This is a genomic window from Bacillus cihuensis, from assembly GCF_000504145.1.
Classification (GTDB): Bacteria; Bacillota; Bacilli; order Bacillales; family DSM-1321; genus Peribacillus; species Peribacillus huizhouensis.
The window spans coordinates 440,216-462,298 of the sequence record NZ_KI632495.1 but is presented as its reverse complement, the minus strand read 5'-3'; the positions used below and the strand labels follow the sequence as shown (position 1 = coordinate 462,298).

At 34.6% G+C, this 22,083-nt stretch carries 21 protein-coding genes and 1 pseudogene; 7 read left to right on the top strand and 15 right to left on the bottom strand.

What is annotated here, in order from left to right; translation table 11 throughout:
* Nucleotides 1–556 precede the first annotated feature (556 nt).
* The gene (locus V179_RS0108035; protein WP_028391005.1) at nucleotides 557–1,168 is read right to left on the bottom strand and encodes a hypothetical protein; all 612 of its coding nucleotides are present in this window, start codon (nucleotides 1,166–1,168) and stop codon (nucleotides 557–559) included.
* A gap of 73 nt (nucleotides 1,169–1,241) precedes the next feature.
* On the opposite strand from V179_RS0108035, the gene V179_RS0108030 reads away from it, so the two are divergent.
* From V179_RS0108030 to V179_RS0108020, 3 genes are all read left to right on the top strand, one after another.
* Complete coding sequence (locus tag V179_RS0108030) at nucleotides 1,242–1,508, top strand: hypothetical protein (RefSeq protein WP_028391004.1); 267 nt, start codon at nucleotides 1,242–1,244, stop codon at nucleotides 1,506–1,508.
* 705 nt (nucleotides 1,509–2,213) lie between these two features.
* Nucleotides 2,214–3,581 carry a guanine deaminase gene (gene guaD, locus V179_RS0108025; protein ID WP_028391003.1) on the top strand — a complete coding sequence of 456 codons (1,368 nt, stop codon included), beginning with the start codon at nucleotides 2,214–2,216 and terminating at the stop codon, nucleotides 3,579–3,581.
* A 1,021-nt stretch (nucleotides 3,582–4,602) separates the two neighbouring features.
* Nucleotides 4,603–5,757 (top strand): pyridoxal-phosphate-dependent aminotransferase family protein, encoded by a 1,155-nt coding sequence (locus V179_RS0108020; protein ID WP_034300903.1) that lies wholly within the window; start codon nucleotides 4,603–4,605, stop codon nucleotides 5,755–5,757.
* Nucleotides 5,758–6,539: 782 nt separating this feature from the next.
* Here V179_RS0108020 and V179_RS0108015 read toward each other — a convergent pair.
* Together V179_RS0108015 and V179_RS0108010 are read right to left on the bottom strand one after the other, a co-directional pair.
* On the bottom strand, nucleotides 6,540–6,743 hold the full coding sequence (locus tag V179_RS0108015) for an NUDIX hydrolase (protein ID WP_028391001.1): 204 nt from the start codon (nucleotides 6,741–6,743) through the stop codon (nucleotides 6,540–6,542).
* A gap of 190 nt (nucleotides 6,744–6,933) precedes the next feature.
* On the bottom strand, nucleotides 6,934–8,313 hold the full coding sequence (locus V179_RS0108010; protein WP_028391000.1) for an aminotransferase-like domain-containing protein: 1,380 nt from the start codon (nucleotides 8,311–8,313) through the stop codon (nucleotides 6,934–6,936).
* 159 nt (nucleotides 8,314–8,472) lie between these two features.
* Between V179_RS0108010 and V179_RS0108005 the strand changes: the two genes are divergently transcribed.
* Entirely contained in the window at nucleotides 8,473–9,375 is a 903-nt protein-coding gene (locus tag V179_RS0108005; RefSeq protein WP_028390999.1) for a DMT family transporter, read from the top strand.
* Nucleotides 9,376–9,569: 194 nt separating this feature from the next.
* Nucleotides 9,570–10,181 (top strand): FMN-binding negative transcriptional regulator, encoded by a 612-nt coding sequence (locus V179_RS0108000; protein WP_028390998.1) that lies wholly within the window; start codon nucleotides 9,570–9,572, stop codon nucleotides 10,179–10,181.
* A 289-nt stretch (nucleotides 10,182–10,470) separates the two neighbouring features.
* Here V179_RS0108000 and V179_RS0107995 read toward each other — a convergent pair whose 3' ends face one another.
* The 11 genes from V179_RS0107995 to V179_RS0107955 all read right to left on the bottom strand — a co-directional run bounded on the left by V179_RS0107995 (nucleotide 10,471) and on the right by V179_RS0107955 (nucleotide 19,097).
* The gene (locus V179_RS0107995) at nucleotides 10,471–10,944 is read right to left on the bottom strand and encodes a DMT family transporter (RefSeq protein ID WP_028390997.1); all 474 of its coding nucleotides are present in this window, start codon (nucleotides 10,942–10,944) and stop codon (nucleotides 10,471–10,473) included.
* Between the two features lie 15 nt (nucleotides 10,945–10,959).
* Nucleotides 10,960–11,388: a DMT family transporter gene (locus V179_RS0107990; protein WP_028390996.1), complete on the bottom strand. Its 429-nt coding sequence runs from the start codon at nucleotides 11,386–11,388 to the stop codon at nucleotides 10,960–10,962.
* A 200-nt stretch (nucleotides 11,389–11,588) separates the two neighbouring features.
* Complete coding sequence (locus V179_RS0107985) at nucleotides 11,589–11,849, bottom strand: hypothetical protein (protein WP_028390995.1); 261 nt, start codon at nucleotides 11,847–11,849, stop codon at nucleotides 11,589–11,591.
* 406 nt (nucleotides 11,850–12,255) lie between these two features.
* Nucleotides 12,256–13,233 (bottom strand): nuclear transport factor 2 family protein, encoded by a 978-nt coding sequence (locus V179_RS0107980; protein WP_028390994.1) that lies wholly within the window; start codon nucleotides 13,231–13,233, stop codon nucleotides 12,256–12,258.
* A gap of 52 nt (nucleotides 13,234–13,285) precedes the next feature.
* Nucleotides 13,286–14,236, bottom strand: a complete 951-nt coding sequence (locus V179_RS0107975; protein WP_028390993.1) for a TIGR03571 family LLM class oxidoreductase — start codon at nucleotides 14,234–14,236, stop codon at nucleotides 13,286–13,288.
* Between the two features lie 63 nt (nucleotides 14,237–14,299).
* Complete coding sequence (locus V179_RS32170) at nucleotides 14,300–14,422, bottom strand: hypothetical protein (RefSeq protein WP_326929538.1); 123 nt, start codon at nucleotides 14,420–14,422, stop codon at nucleotides 14,300–14,302.
* Nucleotides 14,423–14,600: 178 nt separating this feature from the next.
* Entirely contained in the window at nucleotides 14,601–15,602 is a 1,002-nt protein-coding gene (locus V179_RS0107970) for an LLM class flavin-dependent oxidoreductase (RefSeq protein ID WP_028390992.1), read from the bottom strand.
* A gap of 456 nt (nucleotides 15,603–16,058) precedes the next feature.
* A complete protein-coding gene (locus V179_RS32165; RefSeq protein WP_326929537.1) occupies nucleotides 16,059–16,490 on the bottom strand; it encodes an LLM class oxidoreductase in 432 nt (143 codons plus the stop codon).
* 84 nt (nucleotides 16,491–16,574) lie between these two features.
* On the bottom strand, nucleotides 16,575–17,021 hold the full coding sequence (locus tag V179_RS32160) for an LLM class flavin-dependent oxidoreductase (RefSeq protein WP_326929536.1): 447 nt from the start codon (nucleotides 17,019–17,021) through the stop codon (nucleotides 16,575–16,577).
* Between the two features lie 17 nt (nucleotides 17,022–17,038).
* Complete coding sequence (locus tag V179_RS0107960; protein ID WP_034300900.1) at nucleotides 17,039–17,377, bottom strand: ArsR/SmtB family transcription factor; 339 nt, start codon at nucleotides 17,375–17,377, stop codon at nucleotides 17,039–17,041.
* Between the two features lie 1,012 nt (nucleotides 17,378–18,389).
* Entirely contained in the window at nucleotides 18,390–19,097 is a 708-nt protein-coding gene (locus V179_RS0107955; protein ID WP_028390990.1) for a DUF421 domain-containing protein, read from the bottom strand.
* 940 nt (nucleotides 19,098–20,037) lie between these two features.
* Between V179_RS0107955 and V179_RS0107950 the strand changes: the two genes are divergently transcribed.
* Together V179_RS0107950 and V179_RS27450 are read left to right on the top strand one after the other, a co-directional pair.
* The gene (locus V179_RS0107950) at nucleotides 20,038–20,250 is read left to right on the top strand and encodes a hypothetical protein (RefSeq protein ID WP_028390989.1); all 213 of its coding nucleotides are present in this window, start codon (nucleotides 20,038–20,040) and stop codon (nucleotides 20,248–20,250) included.
* A gap of 1,058 nt (nucleotides 20,251–21,308) precedes the next feature.
* Nucleotides 21,309–21,605, top strand: coding sequence for a Type 1 glutamine amidotransferase-like domain-containing protein (locus tag V179_RS27450; protein ID WP_051404886.1), 297 nt, complete (start codon nucleotides 21,309–21,311; stop codon nucleotides 21,603–21,605).
* A gap of 28 nt (nucleotides 21,606–21,633) precedes the next feature.
* Here the strand turns inward: V179_RS27450 and V179_RS31290 are convergent.
* A pseudogene (locus V179_RS31290) lies at nucleotides 21,634–22,056 on the bottom strand (IS1595 family transposase); the annotation flags it as partial.
* Between the last annotated feature and the right edge of the window lie 27 nt (nucleotides 22,057–22,083).

Genomic DNA, 22,083 nt, shown 5'->3' with positions numbered 1-22,083 from the left:
ACATCCACAAGCATAGTTAAGAGAATGAAAAATATATAATCTAAGTTACATTTTCAAGAATAACTGAAAAGTGACAATAAAGTTATTTAATAATAAACCTAAAACACGCATAACCCCGTTAAGTAAGGACGGGGTTAAAATAATTATGTAAATGCCTTGCAGTATGGTGATTTAAATGATTTTATGGAGTTTCTTTTTTTGAAACTCTATTTCCAAACCAAAATGAAGGTGATTCTGAAAATAAACCTAATTTTGAAAATGAAGCATTGGGAATTAATGTAGTAACTATAGTAACAGAAGCAAAGGTTCAAATTAAAGTTTGCTGTTAGAATAGTTACGGTGAACCGTACCATAAGTAAATGAGGTTTTTCTAAGCTTTAGATAACATTTATATGAATAATTGTATGAGCCATCTTTTGGATACAGCATTAATCCAATGTATCCAAGTCTGGACTAAGTTGATTAATGCTTTTTAGCCTATGCAATAAGTTCATTATTATCAATATTCGACTAAAGAAAAAAGCTCTCTAATTGAGAGTTTTTTAAATAAATGTTGTTACTCATTGTGTGCTTTTATAAAGTTATAAATATCATGACTTAATTTCTGGGCTTCCTCACTTAATTGATCATACGCAGTTATATGGGCAATACCTTTTTTACAGAAATCCAATTTATTTACTATAGTTCCTGAATCTGCAGCATAACTACCCCTTCTCTTTCTAGCTCGTACTGGAAAAAGAGAATTTATATAGGTACCTAAATGCTTGTTTTTGTATTCTTCTTGAGTAAAGTCTTTGTTGGTTAGGTGTTCTAGTGTACCCTTTTCGTATTCAGTAATTACTTCTCTTATTGTATCTGCTGAGAGTATATTCTCAATTTCTTTACATTCCAAACAATAATACCTTTCTCCTAGAACTTCTTTTAACTTTTCTTGTCGAGGACGCTTATCATCACCGTCTTTGTCTGAAATCAAAAAAAGAGTGCTGCAGATTTTTTCAGCATTCATAGAAGCATGTCCTTCATCAGCTTCTGTTTCATCATCTAAGAATGACCAATGAGTTATATTGCCACCACTATATTCAATGAATGAATAATGTATATCTTCTTTAAACTGTTTTAAATTAGGGTGAGCTTCTTGAAATACTTTTAGAAAACGTCTTATATACAACCTGAGTTAAAGAAAGTACAATTCTTTTTCAAGAATTGCGCAAACTTCAACAGTAATAGAAGCAGATCTCTTATTGCTGAGAACTCCGGGCTATGTCATGGGAAGTGGTACTTCAAAACGAGTAGATTCACCAGTTGAATTAGGAACTCACGGTGGAAACCAAAAAAGAAGTGAGCTGAAACCCGTTTTTATCGCTACCGGACCGGAACTGAAAAAAGGGAAGAAAATCGGCTCAACCTCCAATCTTGACATCGCCCCAACGATTTATCGTTTACTCGAGCTAGAAGCTCCTTCCTTCGTTGAGGGAAAAGTAATAGATGAAGCGTTTCAGAGGAATTAATATGAGCCTCTAAATTAGTGAATGATAGTTAGCAAGAATATTAGAAGAAAGTACAACAACGAATTTCTTAAAATAAGTAAAGCTTCAATCAGAGGGGAATTCATCATCCTCCCTAATTGTTAGTCTCGTTTTATTGTCAATAATATCTTCACGTAGCATAGGTAAAGTTCCCCTACAAACCCGATTCAATGATTCACAGTCACCCTCCTCTCATACGCTTCTTCGATTCTTCTAATCTTGACGGTGGTTTTTTACGTCCCCCGGGATAAATCGTTTACAATGATAGCAGGAACGAGATATTATTTGTTTAATTTGCATTAGTCGATTAATAATAATCCTCAACATTAGGTAACTACAGCAATTACCTTCTTACTTGTTATCATTATTAGCTATAAAGAATTGAATTGGTAGCTAGCCTACATTAAGTAAAGCAAAATCATAATTATAACGTATATTGAATTGTGATCCTTCGCCATTATCCACTTCTCAAGAAAATGGGTACAATGTTTTATTATTTCAAAACACTTCATTCCATACGTATTCTTTATCCTATACTGTACTTTTAATGATCACATTTGCATGTTGAGAAACCAAATAGATACGAAAACTAGCTTCCCTTCTTGTTCTTCTTTTAATAGACTTTGCTTTTTAAATGCCCTATAATAGCAAATATATTTCCAAAATACGAACAATAAGGTGTTAAAAATGAAAAAATATACAAAAGTTTTTCAAGGAACTGCTTTTTCCAGCAAGTCACCAAAAGAAGTCCAAATTTTAAAAGAAAATCTCTTTTGCATTAATGATAAAGGAATGATTGAGAAAATCGTTGCTCCAGAAGATGCCGACTATCAATTCTTATTAGATGCTTACCAAGGAGAAGAAAACTTTCACCGTTTAGCAGAAGGCCAATATTACTTTCCTGGTTTTGTCGATTTACATGTTCACGCGCCTCAATGGGCTCAAGCAGGAACGGCTTTAGACATTCCACTCTATGATTGGTTAAACACTTATACCTTCCCAATTGAGTCTAAATTTTCAGATTTAGATTTTGCGAAAGATGTCTACCAAGATGTAGTACGTACCCTACTAGCAAATGGAACAACTACTGCACTTTATTTTGCCACTGTACATAAAGAAGCAAGTTTATTACTTGCTAAAATTTGCGCTGAAAAGGGGCAACGCGGTTTAGTTGGAAAAGTTGTTATGGATAACCCCGAACAAAATCCAGAATATTATCGTGACGTTGATACGCAAACAGCATTAGCGGATACAGAAGAATTTATTATTGCTGTCACAGAATTGGCGAAATCATCGAAACAAGGTGTTTACCCAGTAGTTACGCCACGGTTTATTCCGAGCTGTACAGACGATGCTTTAAAAGGATTAGGAGAATTAGCTGCTAAGTATGATACGTACGTTCAATCACACTGCAGTGAAAGTGATTGGGAGCATGGTTATGTACAAGATCGATTCAATAAGAACGATGCGTTTGCTTTACATGATTTTGGTCTATTACGTGATAAATCTATCATGGCGCATTGTAATTTCTTAAATGATGATGATGCAGATTTATTTGCTGAAACAGGTACTGCTGTTAGCCATTGTCCGATCTCAAATGCCTACTTTGCTAATAGTGTTATTCCAATCGCCCATTTGCACTCAAAAGGTGTTGAAATTGGTTTAGGATCCGATATTTCTGGCGGTTTTTCACCTAGTCTTTTCGATAATGCTAGGCAGGCAGTGATGTCATCAAGAATGTTAGAAGATGGTGTTAATACTGCACTTTCTGCTAACGAACGCGGTGTACCCAATTCACGGATCACCATTAATGAAGCGTTTTATTTAGCAACTGTTGGCGGTGGTGAAAGTTTAAGCTTGCCAATCGGTCGCTTGACAGAAAACTATGCTTGGGATGTACAAATCATCGATACGACAATAGAATCAGCAAAACTGCCAATTTTTCATGCAAATGAAAATTTACATGATGTCTTCCAGAAGATCATGTATCTTGCTCGTCCTGAAAATATTCGAGAAGTCTGGGTGCAAGGAGAAAAAGTTCATTCACACATATGAGTTCATACCATACTAGTTGAGGCTTTGCCGAGATTTGTGGTAAACAAAACCCTTGAGATTGTAATTAGGAGTTTCTCTGGCACTAGTTTTTAAAATAAATTCCCAGAAAATATTTTAACACTTTCTCATTTTGAATTATAACAATAATACAGGTAATTCATCGAAGAGCCGATAAGACCAAATGTCTTGTCGGCTCTTAACTTTTGTTTATTTCCTCATTTCAGCTGCTGACTTCCATAGCTGAAATATATCATTCTACTGCATTATGAATCGAATCACTTTCAGCATCGTCACCGAAATTTGTAAAATGATTTTATCACTCTTGTTTGCCGAATGAAACTACATTTTCAAAATGTTTTTCGTTAAGAAAAGCTATAAAATGACGAAACAAACCTTTATTTGATAACTAATGAAAATCTCCGTTTTGAAATAAAGTTGATCAAAATTATTATTATATCCTATACTCTCCCGGCGTAAACTATGGAAATCATAACATTTTACTTCGTACCACTCTTCACAATCTCTTATAAATTTAATCCAGCTGGAGTTTAAGGGGCAAAAGAAAAACCTACGGAATTTTTCATTGCTTCTTGGGCACTTGATTTTACCAAAATAATATCCAATCATAGAAAATTGGATTTTTCGATTTTTCGCTAACATTGATATATTTCGACAACGTTTTCATTTATTGTCCCATATACTCTTAATTGGATCGAGAAATGTTCAGGAGTTAATTAAAGTATATTAAACAATCGCTAGTTTACTTTGTGCGCTTTTTACCTTCCAATAGAATCAGTATTTAAAGCTATATTATCAAAGATATTATTTTTATATTGGTTTAGCTATTGAACTAAAAATAGCAGAAACGCATACGTGAACAAAGATTGAGGTCAATATTCTCAGATCTCTTTACGACAAGATATTTTGATACTTTAATTCCGACATAACGAATCGCCACCTTACTATTAAAATTGTGTCATAATTGATGTAATTATTAAATTTAATATTGGAGGGAATTTACATGTACCAAAACATTTTAAGACATCCCGGTCCTACTCCTATTCCACAGAAAGTTCAACAAGTAATGAATAACAATATCGTCAGCCACAGAAGTGAAGAATTTGTTCAGTTTTTTAGGGAAACATCGAATCGCGTTAAACCGCTCTTTGGTACAAAACAAGACATATTACTAATTCCATCCGGTGGTACGGCTGCTTTGGAGGCTGCAGCAATTAACACTGTTTCACCAGGAGAAGAAGTAGTTGTTATTACTATTGGCGCATTTGGAGATTACTTTGTCTCAATTTGTGAAAAATATGGCTTTAAGGTACATAAGCTTGAAAAAGAATGGGGCCAAGCCTGTACAGAAGATGATCTTATCCAATTCTTAAAACCATTAAAAAATATCAAAGCTGTTTTTGCTACGTATAACGAAACATCTACTGGCGTCATTAATCCAATAGAAAAACTTGCGAACGTTGTCCGTACACATTCAGACGCTTTATTTATTGTCGATGGGGTTAGCTGCATAGGCGGAGTACCGGGAGAGATGGACAGCTGGGGAATTGATATTTTAGTAACAGGGTCACAAAAAGCGATGATGCTTCCTCCAGGACTTTCTTTTATTAGCGTTAGTGAAAAAGCATGGAAAGTCATTGAAAACAATCAGACTCCAGCCTATTACTTAAATCTATTAACCTATCTTGAATGGTTTGCTAAAGGAATGACTCCTAATACACCAGCAATTACTATTATTTATGGATTATCTGCAGTATGTGATCTAATTGAGGAAGAAGGATTCCAGCAAACAATAGAAAGACATCAATTAATGAAAAATATGGTTCGTGAAGGAATGAGGGCTCTTCGTATTGGCTTATTAACAAGCGAGGAAGATGCTTCACCTACGATTACCGCTATCCGTGCTCCTGAAGGTGTAGATCTTGGTAAATACATCGGACACCTAAAGCAAAAATATTATCTTGATTTTGCCGGAGGCCTAGGAAAATTGCAAGGTGAAATCTTCAGATTCGGTCATATGGGCTATTGCTTCCCAAGTGATATTTTAGAAGCTATTTCTCTAATGGAAGCGGGATTACAAGACTTTGGATATTCATTTGAGGCAGGAGCTGGAGTAAAAGCTGCCCAAGATGTCTTTTTGACAAAACATCGTAACTGACGAATTGCAGGAAATAAAGGGTCCTCAGGATCAACAAAAACTTAGGTTGAATCCTATCGCGATTATTAAACTAACAAATTATAACATTAAACTTAAAATAATATAGTAAACCTTAATTGCGTTAAAATAATTAATATTAATCCATATGCATATTTAAAGTCCTATAAAAATTTATGCTACCTCCTGACCATTTATTTTGGTAGTAGTATGTGCCATATAGACCGTGGTTATCGGGTCTTTAAATGCTGTACCAGACACTTACAGTATGTAAGAAAGGGTAGATTTTCCCTTTTTTACATACTGTAGTGCTACAGCTCAAATATGTTATCTTGATGACCCAATGAAACTAGTATTTTTATTATTGGTTAGTATTCTCACCTAAAAGTTCATTTAGCTGTTGAATAGCTCCTTCTATTGCACGTTCCTCTGTATCAAATAAAGAAACCCCTTGTTTAATGGAACCCCAGTAATCATATTCATATGGTTCCTCCCACTTGTACCACTTATAAATTTCTGTCGAATTTAGACCATCTGATCGTTTTATTATCTCGGCCTTGTATTGCTTGCTTAGAGAAAAAAATTTCTTTAATCACTTGTACCACGATTTCACCTACTTAAAGATAATATTTGCTTCTTTTAATATCACTTAATTATACGAATACTGTTACCTGCATAAGAAATGGAGTTGCTGATCTGGTCCTGATGTTCAATTAAAGCGCCCAATTTGGGAATAAGATTTCAATTAATATCCCCTAAATATACTTGAGACTTTCATCATTAAATTACTTTATTATATATTTTCTTAATTCTTTGGGGTATATCCTATACTGCAATAAATCACTTATATATATCCATTCTAAACCTACTTGGTGGCTATCAGGATTGGTAGTTGTCCCAATGCATTCTGCAATGGTTTTATAGCTTTCGTTTCCAGTTAAATAGCGTTCCACCGCTTGTATTTTAATTTCTACTGTATATTTAGACATAAAAGCACCCCGTAAATATTAGTTGCTGTCTAACATTTACGGGGCAGTTCATTTGAGAGGTTTTATTTTATTTAAAAACTTGTAAATTTGGAGAGTAAATATGTCTCAAATGTTTGCTCAAATTCTAAGTCACATAAACAACTGTTTTGAGCATATTTTCTTAGCATTGGAAATCCGCATAATCCTGATACTACCCTCTATATAAACTTACCCATGGAGTACTATAATTTTTTCTACTGTCAATTAAAGCAATACAGTGAGCCAAACGCTCTACCCCTAGTTTAATTTGACTCTCGTTCACTTGAGAGATGCATATTCGAAGGAGATTTTCCTTATTATATTCTGGTAAAAACATTCTAGAGGCATCATCAACATATATATGCAGCTCGTTTAGCATATGGGCTACCTGTTTTGCTGTTACATTCTCTGGCAAACTAATGGATAGATAGAATCCTGAAGTTGGTTTAGAAAAGTGAGTATTAGCTGGTAGCAATAATTCACACGCTTCTTGAAGGATGTGCATTTTAGTACGGTATACCTCTTTTACTTTTTTGAGATGGCTATTAAACATGCCGCTTTTTAAATATATTTCAAGCGCACCTTGAGAAAGTGCTGAACTATTAAAATCCGAACTAAATTTATATCGTAAAAAATTGTTAATCATTAATGTAGGAAGAACGACAGTAGCAATCCTTAACCCTGGAAGAAAAATTTTCGAAAAGCTTTTAATATAAATTACTCTTCCAGAAGGATCAAATGAAAACAAGGGATCTGATTTAGGATTTGGGTCAAGGTCTCCTAAAAAATCATCTTCAACTATATACACATCGTATTTTTCAGCTAACTCAACGATTTTTTTCTTTTCGCTATTCGAGTAACAATGTCCAAGTGGATTGTGAAATCTTGGAATAATATAGAAAAATTTAATATCATTATTTCGGAAAATATATTCCAGACGATCAAAATCAATCCCTTCCATCGATAACTCAATTCCAAAAGTAGTAGCTTGGTGCAGATTGATAGACTCAATGAATCCGAAATAAGTAGGCTGCTCAATTAGAATGTTATTTTTTCCATTTGGAAACGGCATTGAAACTAATAAATTCAGGGCTTGCTGTGAGCCAGATACAACGACTACTCTCTCAGGTTGAGTAAACACCTGTAGATTCTGCAAATATTTCACTACCTGTACTCTTAATGTGTAAAGCCCTTGTTGATCAGAGTATGTAAAAAGCTCCTCTTTATATTGTTCAATTGCTTGATTCATACAATGTTGAAATTCAACATAAGGCATAACATTTTTATCTGGACCAGCAGACAAGAAATCAATCACGTCATTTTCATTCGTCGCAATTTGAAATTCATTCACAACAAAGTAGCCACTTTTAGGAACAGAATAAATTAAATGTTCTTTTTCTAGTTCCTCGTATGCTTTAATGACTGTATTTTTGCTACATGAAAAATGCTCAGACATCTGACGAACAGAAGGTAGTTTACTCCCTGCAATAAGCGCCCCGTCTGCTAGCCGAAGCTTAATTTCTTCCATAATCTCGATATATTTTGAGCTCATACATGGATCCTCCTTCAACTGTACCGGTACAGATAGTTAAATAAATGGTTTATTTTTATAGCCTGTACCAATTAATATTTTAATTATATCAGAACTGTTTTTTAGAAAAGTAGAAAATGGTACAGATATAATACGAAGTAAAAAGGTAGGTAGGATAAGATGCCGAGAGAAACCAGAGAAAAATTTGGAATATTGTTGGGATTAGTAGGTGTAATTTGTTTTAGCTTAACACTTCCTTCTACAAATATTGCTGTAGAGTACTTTGGGACTACGGTCGTCGGTTTAGGTAGAACGGTTGTTGCTGCAATTTTAGTAGCTGTGATATTTATTATTCGAAAAGAAAAGCTTCCTTCTCCTCGCCAATTCAAAAGTCTACTTATTGTTGCTGTTGGTGCAGTTTTAGGATTTCCACTCCTCACTTCCTGGGCAATGAATTCCTTGCCTGTTTCCCATGGAGCTGTGGAATTGGCCCTGTTACCATTATCAACATCCGGCTTTGCTATGTTTAGAGCAGGTGAAATCCCTTCTCGCAAATTCTGGATTTCAAGTATAATCGGTTCTTTAGCTGTTATTATGTATGCACTGCATCTCGGATTCGGTCAATTACAATTTGCCGATTTAGCAATACTCGCAGCAGTAATTATACTTGGACTTAGTTATGCAGAAGGTGGGAAGTTAGCGAAAGAATTAGGTAGTTGGCAAGTGATTGCTTGGGCAATTATGATCGGTGCTCCATTTTTCATCATTCCAGTTGGACTAAACCTTACAACTGAAATGCTCCATGCCCCTATACAAGCTTGGGTCAGTTTTATTTATCTCGCAGTTGTTAGTCAATTTCTAGCATATGTTGCTTGGTATAGCGGAATGGCTATGGGTGGAATAGCAAGAGTGAGTCAGCTTCAATACTTACAACCATTTTTAATGATTCTATTTTCAACAGTATTTCTAGATGAATCCATCACATTTTTCACTCTTGTAATAGCAGTGATTGTTGTTATTTCTGTAATATTAGGAAAAAATGCTCCCGTATCAAAAATCAGATCTGTATCAGAGAAAAACTAATTACATGTTCAATTGAGATAGTTAAATAATTATATATGAAAAAGGATGTATCGTAGGGCATATAGTCTATGGAATGAGAATTGTATTAGATGAAGAAGTAGTCATTGATAAAGAGGATCATGGTAAAAAAACGGCTATCTTATAGAGAAATCATAAATTTAATGATAAGAAAAGATTTTGAGAGGAGAAAAAATATGTATATTCCTGCACATTTTAAAATTAAAGACGAAATACTTGCCTTCGACATTATGAAGGAACATAGTTTTGCGACTCTTTTTTCTCAACACAATGGAATGCCTTTTGCGACTCATTTACCGTTAATTTTGAACAAGGATCATTCATACTTATATGGACATTTTGCTCGTCCTAATCCTCAGTGGAATGATATCAAAAATCAAACCGTCTTAGCAATTTTTCATGGTCCGCATTGTTATATTTCTCCATCTTGGTATGAGACAAATAAAGCAGTACCGACATGGAATTATGTGACCGTTCATGTTTACGGAGAAGTCGAACTATTAGAGGATGAACATGAGTTAACGGGCTCCTTACATGATATGGTATTGAAATACGAAGCTCCTGACAGTTCATACAGTTTGCAAGATATAGATGCCGAGTTTCTTGCTGGTATGAACAAAGGTGTTCAAGGATTTAAAATAAAAATCAACAAAATAGAAGGGAAAGCAAAGTTAAGTCAAAACCATCCATTGCAGAGACAAGAGTTAATCGTTGCTCAACTGGAACAGATTTCAAACACAGATGAGCAAAAGATTTCATTATTAATGAAGGCAAATCTAAAAAAATAACGTTGAAAGATACTGCATAAACGGGTGCTTCGATTAACAAAACAAACTAAAAAGTCGGTTCCTTTACGCGGAAGGAATCCGACTTTTTTAGGTAAATCTGCTTAGCGTATAATATCCGCGTTTTGTCGGCAGCACCCCCATATGAAGTTTTTCCATATAGGACCAGAATGTTGAAGAAGAATTTAGATCGAATAAATTATTAATACTCTTAATCTGGAGTTCACTCCAGCTTAAGCCGCTCTTTCCTTTTCCCCTAATTCACTTTTTAGTACTTTTATGTCTCGAACCATTATGCCGCTTTATATTCTTGAGCCCCTTGCGTTTCAGGTTCAGTTTTCAATGTAAAATAAAGTGCTATAAACATCATTACTAAACCTGCTAAACGTTTGATTTCAAAATGAATGACCGTATTTCCAAACCATCCAAAGTTATCAATCACCATGCCAGTTACTAATTGACCAATAATAACCGAAATAACAACAGCACTTACTCCAATTTTTGGAACAGTAATAATTGATAGTAATACATAAATTAACCCAAAAAACGTACATAAAAGCTGCCAAGTCGGTGCTTCAGAAATAGCAATCATATCTACCTTACCAAATAGAACAACTACAATCACCATGATTACAGTTCCAAAGAAGTAGTTAACCAATGTACTTTCCAACGATCCAGCTTTTGCAGCAAAAGCTGCATTAATTGGGGCCTGAGTTGCTAAAACTGCTCCGGATATAAGCGTAAGAATAATAATAAGAATACTCATAACATACCTCTCCCTTTAATATACAAGATAGAGCGATACAGCTAATAATATAATCGCAATACCTTTATTTTTATTGAATTTAATTTGGGAAGATCCGAGCCACCCACGATGTTCTATCATTGTACTCATAACGATCTGCCCAACAAGAGCAGCAATAACTGAAATTCCTACTCCAACGATTGGCACACTAATGACTAGCATCAGATTATAGAAACTTCCTAAACTACCACCAAGCAATTTCCACTTTGGTACTTTGAACGTCTGGCTTAAATCACCTCTACCAAAGAACAACGTAATTAATAGGATTGTCATAAACCCTATAGCAAACATAAATAAGGTTGTTTCTATCGCTCCTATATTTCGTCCTATTGTTCCCCCTATTGCACCTTCAATACTTAATGAAGCACCTGCTACTAGGGCTAATAAATAAAATAATATTTTCATGAATAACTCCTTTTAAAATAACGAATTTTAATTTTATAACTAATGATAGTTTTACAATAATTTAGATTTTTTCTTTTACGCTAGCAAGCAACTGTTCAAATTGCTACAAAGCTTTATAATGATTGATGGAATCAAAATAAGAAGTTCGCCTTTTATTAAGTTAAGGAAAGGTTATTAATAAAAGTGCATCGTTTAATCTATCATTCTTTTTTCCAGAACTTATGAAGTCTACTTACTAATCCTTCATCCAAAAATTTTCCGGACCCCTTTTCATCACCGTATACGTGCTTAAGAAAACAAAGAACATATTTCCTTCTATATGCAATTTCCTGAATTTCCTTATTATAAAACCACTGTTCAATGGTGTTATAGACCCCTCGATTTATTCCAAACTGCTCTTGGCAATATCTAAAAAAATGCAAATCAGTTTTATTGATAATTTGCTCTTGTATTTCGTTCATAACAATACTCCACCCAACATCAGTACTTTTAGATTAGAAACGGCCTATACTAATTCCTATCTAGACCAAAGCTTACTGTTTATATGCACTACTATTTATGAATACATATTTTAAGGAAATAAGATATTTTTCTACATTTATATTTGAACGTTGCAAATTATACTTTACATCTTAGACTTCTAAGACTACTATTTTTAAATATTATTCTTCAATCTTCCTGATGTTTTCACATTAACCTTTTCTTTATTCAGTTATATTATTGAATTGAAAGGATGAACATTATGGCCAACTTAACAGACCTTCCACTATAAAAATCTCTTAAATAAAAGATTAAGTGTCAGAACAATGAGGTGTAAATCAGCTCTTCCAATTTCTACATCGTCCCACATTGAAACATATTTTGTGTTCACATACCTTCTTCACCTTGAAGCCAACCTGGAATATAATGAAGCCACTCAAACTTCCAAACCCCATTTTCTCGTCGTAATCGGCTTTCATATCGGGCACCAAATATTGGAGTATCTAAGGTTTCTTTAGTAGGAAGGAACGGTACAACACGATAGATATTCAATGTCGCAATATCTCCTGTAACCTTCACACGAAAGTTTGTGGCTGCATGTTGCATATAAGGGTGACCTGAACGCAAGATTTTCAATAAGCTAACAATTTCCTGTCGTCCATCCATTAGACCAAATGGAGACATGTCCGCTTTTGCATCCTCTGTAAATACAGTTGTCAATAAGCTAAAGTCAGCTTGATCCAATGCCCATGAATAGCGAATATATGTTTCAGCTATTTGCTCTTCATTTGTACCTTGTTCATCCGGGTTAGGAAAAACTCGCCAAGGCGCATCTAACTCACTTAGGATAGTTGGTGTAACTGTTTTCGGATGCCAACCAACCGCTCCATCAGCTAACTTCCAATCTTTCACATAACTACTTTTGCCACTTTGCCAATCAAGCTCGAACCGGAGATGTGAAATTTTCCACCCTTTAATAGTTTTGACATAGGTATTAACAAAATGACCACCAAATATAAAGCTGTCAAGCTTACCTTCTCCGATATCGTTAGCAAGAACCCCTGTGAGGTAGGCACTTTGTTGCGCCTTTTCTCCGGCTACCGCAACGTACGAATTAGTTATATTAAATTTTGTTACATCAACTTTTGGTCCGACATGAGTCAACCCTTCTATGATTGCTTCTATCCCTTTAAATTGTCCTAAATGGCTAAATTTCGCTTCTGAATCAGGTAAAAAATAACTTTCAACTGTAGAAACATCATTTGCCTCAAGTGCCTTAGCAAAAGCTATAAAGACTTGCTGAATTTCAGCACGGCTTGAGCCACCTTTGTTAAATACAGTGTTAGACTTTTGGTTCGTTTCCATTCTAGTTCTCACTCCTATTTCTTATCTGAAAATAGTTTCTTCTTCATTAATATTAATGTGTTGGAAAATGCGGTAAAATTTCTTCTCCAATTTCCTGAATCATTTCATCCATTGGCCTTGTAGCAAAATACGGTACAAATACTAAATGATTAACACCTATTCCCTTGAATTTAAATAACAATTCAAACAAATGATTTCTACCCAATCGATACCCCAACGGAATTTCTGTTGGGGATTCATTTGGATTTTCCGATAAATCGATATACAAGGTTTGCGTAAATGGTTTAAATAATCCTGGGTTCTTTTTGTCCACTAATTCACGATAGTTTCGAATTAAAGAGGCTTGTTCTTCAATATTCCTTGGGTATTGAATCCAGCCGTCTCCATGTTCAGCAATCCAATCCATTGATTGTTGGCTTGACCCAGTCACCATCGTCGGAATGGTCGTAACAGGAGTTGGAATTAATTTCATACTTCTTCCATCTATCATTCCCTGATTAGAATCAATCGTTGGCTGCACTTCCTTCAGTAATCGTTCAACGATACTAAAGTTCTCCTGAAAAAGATTTCCTCTTCCTTCCCGCTCTACTCCTAAAGCAGTAAAATCTTTTTTTCGGTCTCCCGAAGCAACTCCCATAATCAGTCGGTCAGGGAATAAACGGTCGATAGATGTTGCTTCCTTTGCAACTCGAACAGGATGACGCAACGGAAGAACAACACTAGATGTTCCTAATGCGATATGTTTCGTCTGTGCAGCCAAATAGGTTAAATAAATCCATAAATCATAGAGTTGTCCGTGATCATCAGATTCTAAATCTTGCATCGTAACATCACGTAGCCAAATTGCCGCAAACCCCATTTTCTCAAGTTTACACGCGAGGCTAACGGTATTCTCCATTTTTGGAAGTAAATTCGACTTTGGTTCAAATGGTGTTAAAAACCCAAGTGTCATTTTATCCTTTTGATACATACGATTAAATCCCTTATGTTGATTGAGACTCATATAATTCCTCCTATTTATGAAAGGCTTTTACCGATAATGCTTTCTAATTGTTTAATTGCTTTTTCATTTCTTCGATAATAGGTCCACTGCCCGATGCATTTCTAAAAGACCACTTTGCTGAAAGAATGATAAATATTGAGTTGACGTTGACTCCCCTAGACCAATCTTATCTTGTATATTTCCCACACAAACCCTTCCAAAGAAATCGTCTCTCTTATGGATATGGGCTTGAGGAGGGAAATTTTTTCTGGCTCATTTAGCATATGTAAAATATTTAACTTATCTCTAGAAACGAAACACTTCATTTAGAAACTATGATTTATTTTACCGCTATGCTTCAGAAGCCAGCCGATAAAGTGTATGTTTATTCACTAACAGCTTCTTTTAACAATTTAAAGGAGCGTTTTCGTTCTTCAAAATCATAAATAGGTGTAATGGCCATTAGTTCATCAATCGGAAACTTATTCGTTAATTCCTTTATTTTTTGAGCTACAGTTTCTTTAGAACCAATAATATATGTTTCTTTGACAGCTTCCATTTCTCGTTTTTCAGATGGAATTATTACATGTGACAATGCTTTTTCTGAATCTACTAGACGTGTAAGTCGTCCGCGGTGTAAATAATAATTAAACCTCAACGCACTTTCAGCTATTTTTTCCGCCTTTTGATCAGTGCTTGCTACTATCACTTTCATTGTGACCAACACTTTTGGTTTCTCTAGATATTTTGATGGTGTAAAGTTATCAACATATAACTTCAACGCTTGTTCCATTCCACCTGGCTGATAGTTAATAAATTGCGCAAAGGCGTAAGGCAATCCTTTTTCTGCTGCTAAAATTGCAGAAGAATTACTTGTACCTAATATCCATAATTCCGGTTTTCTATCAATAACTGGCGTTGTTTCTAAACCTCTTATAGGATGGTTTTCAGGTAGCGTATCCTCAAGATATTCTAGCACTTGGTCAATTTGATCTGGGAAGATATCTACATTTCTAGCTCTTTCACCTTGTAATGCAATCGTAGATAAATGGTGGCCTCCTGGGGCACGCCCCACCCCCATATCTACACGTCCTGGAGCAAGTGCACTCATTACCTTAAAATTCTCTGCTACTTTATAGGCACTATAGTGTGGTAACATAACCCCGCCGGTACCTACTTTTATATGATCTGTTTTAGCCAACAAATGACTCGCAAGAATTTCAGGGGAAGATCCTGCTAAAGCGTCTGTACTATGATGCTCTGATAACCAATAACGATGGTACCCTAATTTATCAACATATTTTGCTAACTCAACTGAATGGGCAAAGCCTTCTTCCGCTGTAATTCCTTCTAATAACTGAGTTTGATCTAATACACTGATTTTCATTTGTTTTCTCCTTTATTATTATTTATTGATAAAACAATATTTTTATATCGAGAAATTCAAATTCATCGATATGTATGTTGTTACGATACTTTACCAATAAAAAAATTAGATAATTAATTATATCTATTTATTTCGATATATAGATATTAAAGATTATATTTTATGTTGTCAACACATTTGAATCTTCACATTACATCGTGTTCATTCGTGCTTTTTTAAAAGCATTGCTTCTACAGAAAAATCGACTCCTGCAAATAGGCCTCCATGCGAAACAGCAATAATCGCTATTTAAAGAACCCATTGATACTAAAGAAGGTAGTAAAAAACTATTTGGATAATAGTAACACCTACATTGACAATTGTTTGTGCATAAATGGAAGATGGTTCAAATATAAAAGTGAAACATTGCTGACGAATTCAATCATAAAAATTGCATTCTTCCGAATATAAGGTACCTTAACTAATTGAGTCGTGTGTTGGAAAATGTGGTAAAATTTCTTCTCCAATTTCCTGAATCATTTCTTCCATTGGTCTATGTGCAAAATAAGGCACAAACGCCAAATGATTAACCCCTATTGCTTGGAATTTGTATAATAATTCAAGTAGATGATTACGCCCTAAACGGAAACCTAATGGAATTGGCATCGGCACCGCATCGGGATTTTCCAATAAATCGATGTAAAAAGTTTGCGTAAATGGTTTAAATAACCCTGGGTTCTTTCTCTCTACTAGTTCACGATAATTTCGAATTAATGTGGCTTGCTCTTCGATACCACGTGGGTATTGAATCCAACCATTTCCGTGTTCAGCGATCCATTCGATGGATTGTTGGCTAAACCCTGTCACCATCGTCGGAATGGTCGTAACAGGAGTTGGAATCAATTTCAAACTTCTTCCTTCTATCATTCCTTGATTAGAGTCAATCGTTGGATGCTCTTCTTCTAGTAATCTTTCAACAAAATTGAAGTTCTGTTAAAAGAGATTCCCTCTTCCTTCCCGCTCTACTCCTAAAGCAGTAAAATCCTTTTGTCGGTCTCCCGAAGCAACTCCCATAATCAGTCGGTCAGGGAATAACCGATCGATGGATGTTGCTTCTTTGGCAACTCGAACAGGGTGACGCAACGGAAGCACCACACTTGCAGTTCCTAACGCTATATGTTTCGTGTGTGCAGCCAAATAGGTTAAATAAATCCATAAATCATAGACTTGTCCGTGATCATTCGATTTTACATCTTGCATTATAACATCCCGTAACCAAATCGCAGAAAATCCAAGATCTTCTATTTTACGAGAAAGCTCAACTGTATTTTCCATCTTTGGGACCTCATTGGTCATCGGTTCAAATGGTGGTAAAAATCCAAGCGTCATTTTACCTTTTTGATACATACGATTAAATCCCTTATGCTGATTGAGACTCATGTAATTCCTCCATTGTATTACAGTTGTTTACCAATAAAACCTTCTAATTGTGTAATCACTTTTTCATTTCTGCGATAATATGTCCACTGGCCAATTCGTTTCATCTCTAAAAGACCACTTTGTTGCAATAGTGATAAATATTGAGAAGTAGTTGATTGAACCAAGCCTATCTTATCTCGTATATCTCCCACACAAACCCCTCCTTGGAAATCGTCTCCCTTATGGATATGAACTTGGGGAGGGAAATTGTTTTCCGGCTCTTTTAACATTTGGATAATTTTCAACCTAGTTGCATTTGATAATGCTTTAAACATGTCTACAATTTTTTCATCAATGATTACTTGTTTTTCTTCCATCGTTAACCAGTATCCTTTCTTTATACAAAAGACGCTTCCTTGAAGTTCTCTGCTACTTTGTATGCACTATATTGTGGTAACATAACACCATCAGTACCTACCTTAATATTAACTGTTTTAGCTAACAAATAGCTAGCATGAATTTCAGGAGAAGATCCAGGCTAACGCATCTGTACTATGATGTTATGATAACGAGTAATGTTGATATCCTGATTTATCAACATATTTTGCCCACTCTACCGATTGTGTAAAACCTTCTTCTATAGATATTGAGATAAAGGTTATTCTTCTATTAAAAAAAACTAAAAAAGAAAAGTTAATCGTAATATTAGGATATACCGATATTATATTTTCTTATTAATATTGTCAACAAATATATTTTTATTTTAACTTTTAGTTTGTAGACAAAGTTAATTTTTAAAAATTTCCAGCTGATCGAAAACGTTTGTCTACACGATTTTCAACAATCTGGCACTTTAAAGGAAAAACTCTATTTTCAATCAAAGTTCATTAATCCGCCTTTTAATTCGATATAAAAACACCCATTTAGATAATCATATCCAAAGGGGAAACGTCGCGACTTTATTCAAAACATCGCATCTTTTTTTATAAACATAGTGACTTTATTTCAAATCTACATCTCAAATAAATACCCAGTATTGTTTGGAAGTCTTATTCAATTAAATTGGCCCTAAAGCTAAATAAGGCACAATTCTTTTTAAGAATAGCGCTCGATTGTTAATGAACAAATAAATATAGATGTATACACTAACCAATAACGTACCGTAAAACAAAAAGCATCCAAGAGAGGAATGTCTCCTCGAACAATAAATGATCCGAATGAGGTAGGACTGTACAAGTGAAGATAATATGCCTCAGAAAAGAAATATTTTAGTTGTTCTTTTGAAATGAACTTCTTCAATATTAAGGAATGCTATTTTCCCCATCCCTCAACAGCTTTATTCCTAATGATATTTAAAAAGGAATATGCTGAGTTGGGGCGGGGAATTAATCAATTATCCTCGCCTGGCTTGTAGTAATAAGGAGCATTTTTATGATCTTTGATTTCATTATTATCAATAAATAACTTTCCATTTTCCTGAAACGTGGCCAGCATGATACTCTCTACTTTTTCACCCATTATTTTCACTTCAGTCATTAGCCAATCTATGTCCAGCTTTAGGTATTTTAAATTATGGGAAACAATTTGGCCATCCATAATCAGAGGGATTGGCACATATTCTTTTTTTACCTTTAAGTTTAAATCATTCGGCTGCACAGGGCGGTAATCAGCCTTAGGTATGACACTTATATCACCAAAATCCTCCATAACGGCAATGGCGATATTTTGTGTATCCGTGTAACCTTTCACCCGCAAATGGGACAATAATTCATTCACAGGCATTCGGACCTTTTTCAGTCCCTTTCGATCGATGTCCCCATTACGAATCAATACAGTAGGACTGTTATATAAAAGCCATCTTAATTTATTATGTAGGGATAAACGGCCGATAATTTTATAAATAATAACGGTGATTCCAGCATAGATGATGGCTTTTCCGAGATTATTGACCACAACCGGTGCACTGATAATATTCGTAAGCACAAAGACATACAATAAATCGAACGAGTGCATTTCGGCCACGGCCTTTTTTCCTGACAGCCTTAAAAATAAAAATCCGACCAAAAACACAATAACTGCTCGGTAAATTAGTTCCAAATGTGGTTCACCTCTGGGAAATTCGACTATTACTATCGATAGTATGAGTAGATTCGACCGGATCTAAACTAGGGGAAAAATTTTTTATAAGTATTAAAAATGAACACTGCCATAGTGCTCGTTGGTCCAATTGGTAAAATAGCATAAATAATACCCTTGGCTAGACACGTGCAACAACTACCCAGATTAGAATAATAAAACAATGATGGATTCATGAAGCAGTGCGCCACCGTATTTTTTCTGTATCAGCATCCCACAAAGATTCCTGAAACTGTTGGTCAATAAGCATCCTAGTTTCCGCTTCAGTAAAATCAAAATTTCTCGCTACTTTTTGAGACTCCTTACGATGACTTTGCTTTTCTTTATCTGAAACTTAAAGTTATTCCTTGCGTATCATTTCAAGTTCCTATTCATTTTCAGTAAGATTTTTTTCATAATTTTTCGCGCTTTTCAATACGTCCCTTGGATGGACAATACTTGCGGTCAAACTTCCTATTGATGCTCTATGAAGCCCGATAACTTGATTTTCACGTACATCTGTTTCCTATAGTTTTGGTTAACAACCTCTGAGTGATATATGTTGCAGAAAATATAGGGAATTTTTCAAATTTCTTTGCTTCCTTTTTTAGGTTCCTACTTTTTTACAACTCTACTTGTTCTCTAAAAGTAGTAGGTGGTTTCACTTTTAAGTTATCTTTTTTAGGTTCCAATTTAACATTTCCCATTGATATAATTAAAAATTTACAATAACACCATATAAAGCAAACGCTATTCTCAAAATAGTCCTAAATAAGCAAACTTTTCTTCTCTTAACCATAAAAAAAAGAGATGATACATCAGTATGTCACACGCTAGAAATATTAGCTTTGGAAATGATGGAAATATTATTATTTGATTTATGATAAACTAAATTAAAAGGAATAAGAAAGGAAGCTGTAGGATGAAACGATTTATTTTAGTTATTCCAGTTATAATTATCGTTTATTTTTTTGCTATGTGGAAGTTGAATAAAGATTATGCAATGATCGATATGCCAATACGAATACTGATAGCAGCCGGTGGATCTATTTTATCTGGAGTCATCACCTTCTTTCTCATGCGCAGAGAGGCTGAAAACTTCGTTGAAGCACATCGGGAGCGAAAAAACAGGTAAATACTTGTTATAAGTAAAAATAAGCATCTTGCCTTTAGCCATAATATGCGATGCACGTTTAAGTCTTCTACATTCGGATAAAGATTCCATATGTACGTGACGAAATGGGCAGAAGGCTTGTATTTTTAAGGAGGTCATGTAAGTACAAGCGCGGATAGGTGAATATGCAGCCAAATCCATACACAAATACAAGTTGGATTAATTCCTATTGCCTTAACCTTTCAACTGCCGGATCATTCTGGTACTCATATAAAAACATCCCCTACATGTCTAGCATTAGCCGCAGTCTTTCTATACTATTCTATGCGCTGTTCATAGATCCTATTTCTGGGGTTAAAAGTGGGGAATCATTTGATAAGTGTTTAGATTAGCGTTCAATGCTATGGTTAAACTTAATGATCAAAGATATATAGGGGTATTCCTTTACAAATTGTTTTGTTTTCTAGATACAAAATAAATAAAGATAGCTGATATTATTATCGTTCCACCCATCACTAACACAGGGAAGAACATAGTAATTATGAAATGATTATAAATCCAAGCATCATACATAAAATCCACCCTGCTTCTTATTGTTAGTATGAACGCTAATAATCATCATATCCTTTTTTACTGAACTTCAGGCTAACTCCATTACTCCATAGATAAATCGAGAATTTTATGAAGAGAATCTCTTAACATTGCAATGGAAAGTAGATAATTATTATTTTTTGGTTTTCTTCTTGTTTTGAGGTAAGTAGTTGAAGGCTAGGGTGATGTCTAATATGTATCGACCTTTATTTTTTGACTTTTTACAATTTATGTTTTGATAATAAATGAAACGACTTTTCTTTAATTAGACATGTTTATTGTATTTAACAATTATTAGGTCTAGAATTGCAGATGATATTTATTTAGTTATGCATACTTTTTAGTTATGCATACTTTTTAAAGTTTAGTTCGTAAAAAAGCTTTAAAAGAGATTAATTCTCTTTTAGGGCTTTTCATTGCTACTCCATATTGATTTTATCTTTATACTCTTTTAATATTTTTGTATTTAAATCTCTTATTTCAGAAAAATGCCATTCGTTTCAAAAAATGTATTTATTGTAGGTGTTAGTGCTGGTGCTGTTCTACTTGGTCCTAATATTAAGGTCGTTCATTACTTAACTCCGCAAATGGATACACTAAATACTAAAGATTTTTCAGCATTAGGATTAACGGATAAACTTGTTTTCCCTCACTACGACAGAGAAGATTTGTTCAAGGTTAGTACAAGCAAGACAATTGAAGATAGACTGAAAGAATTTGAAACGCTTGAAAATTGTGAAATTAAGAGACTTAAAGACGATGAATATATTACAATAGAAAAGTAATTTATTGACCTCTATTTTGAGGTCTCTTTTATGCACATCGCAAAATCTCAACCGTTGTATATTTAGACTTTTGACACGCTGAAATGAGCATTTGCTCTATTCATTTACCAAATGCTAAATCTTTCCCTATTCGAGCCAACGAAACCAATAGAGGTAGTTGTCCAATTAATGAGTTACCATACCTTGAGAACGCTCCAACCACCCTTTTAATCGTTTATGGAAGTTATTAACGTGTTGTATGTGATATATTCTTTTTTTCACATACTGTTTTTGGTATTCATTAACCATTTCGTGTAATGATCCTTTAAGTTTGGCAAACTTCTTGTAGTTAGTGGCTGTATCAGTACATAAAAAACAGACGGTGAATAAACTCACCATATACAGTGTCGATTTCTTCGACTTTAACACGTACTGTTCCTGCTTTACGAGCAATCGTATTGTCGTTTCTATCTTATGCTACTACAACTGTTGGTTTGAA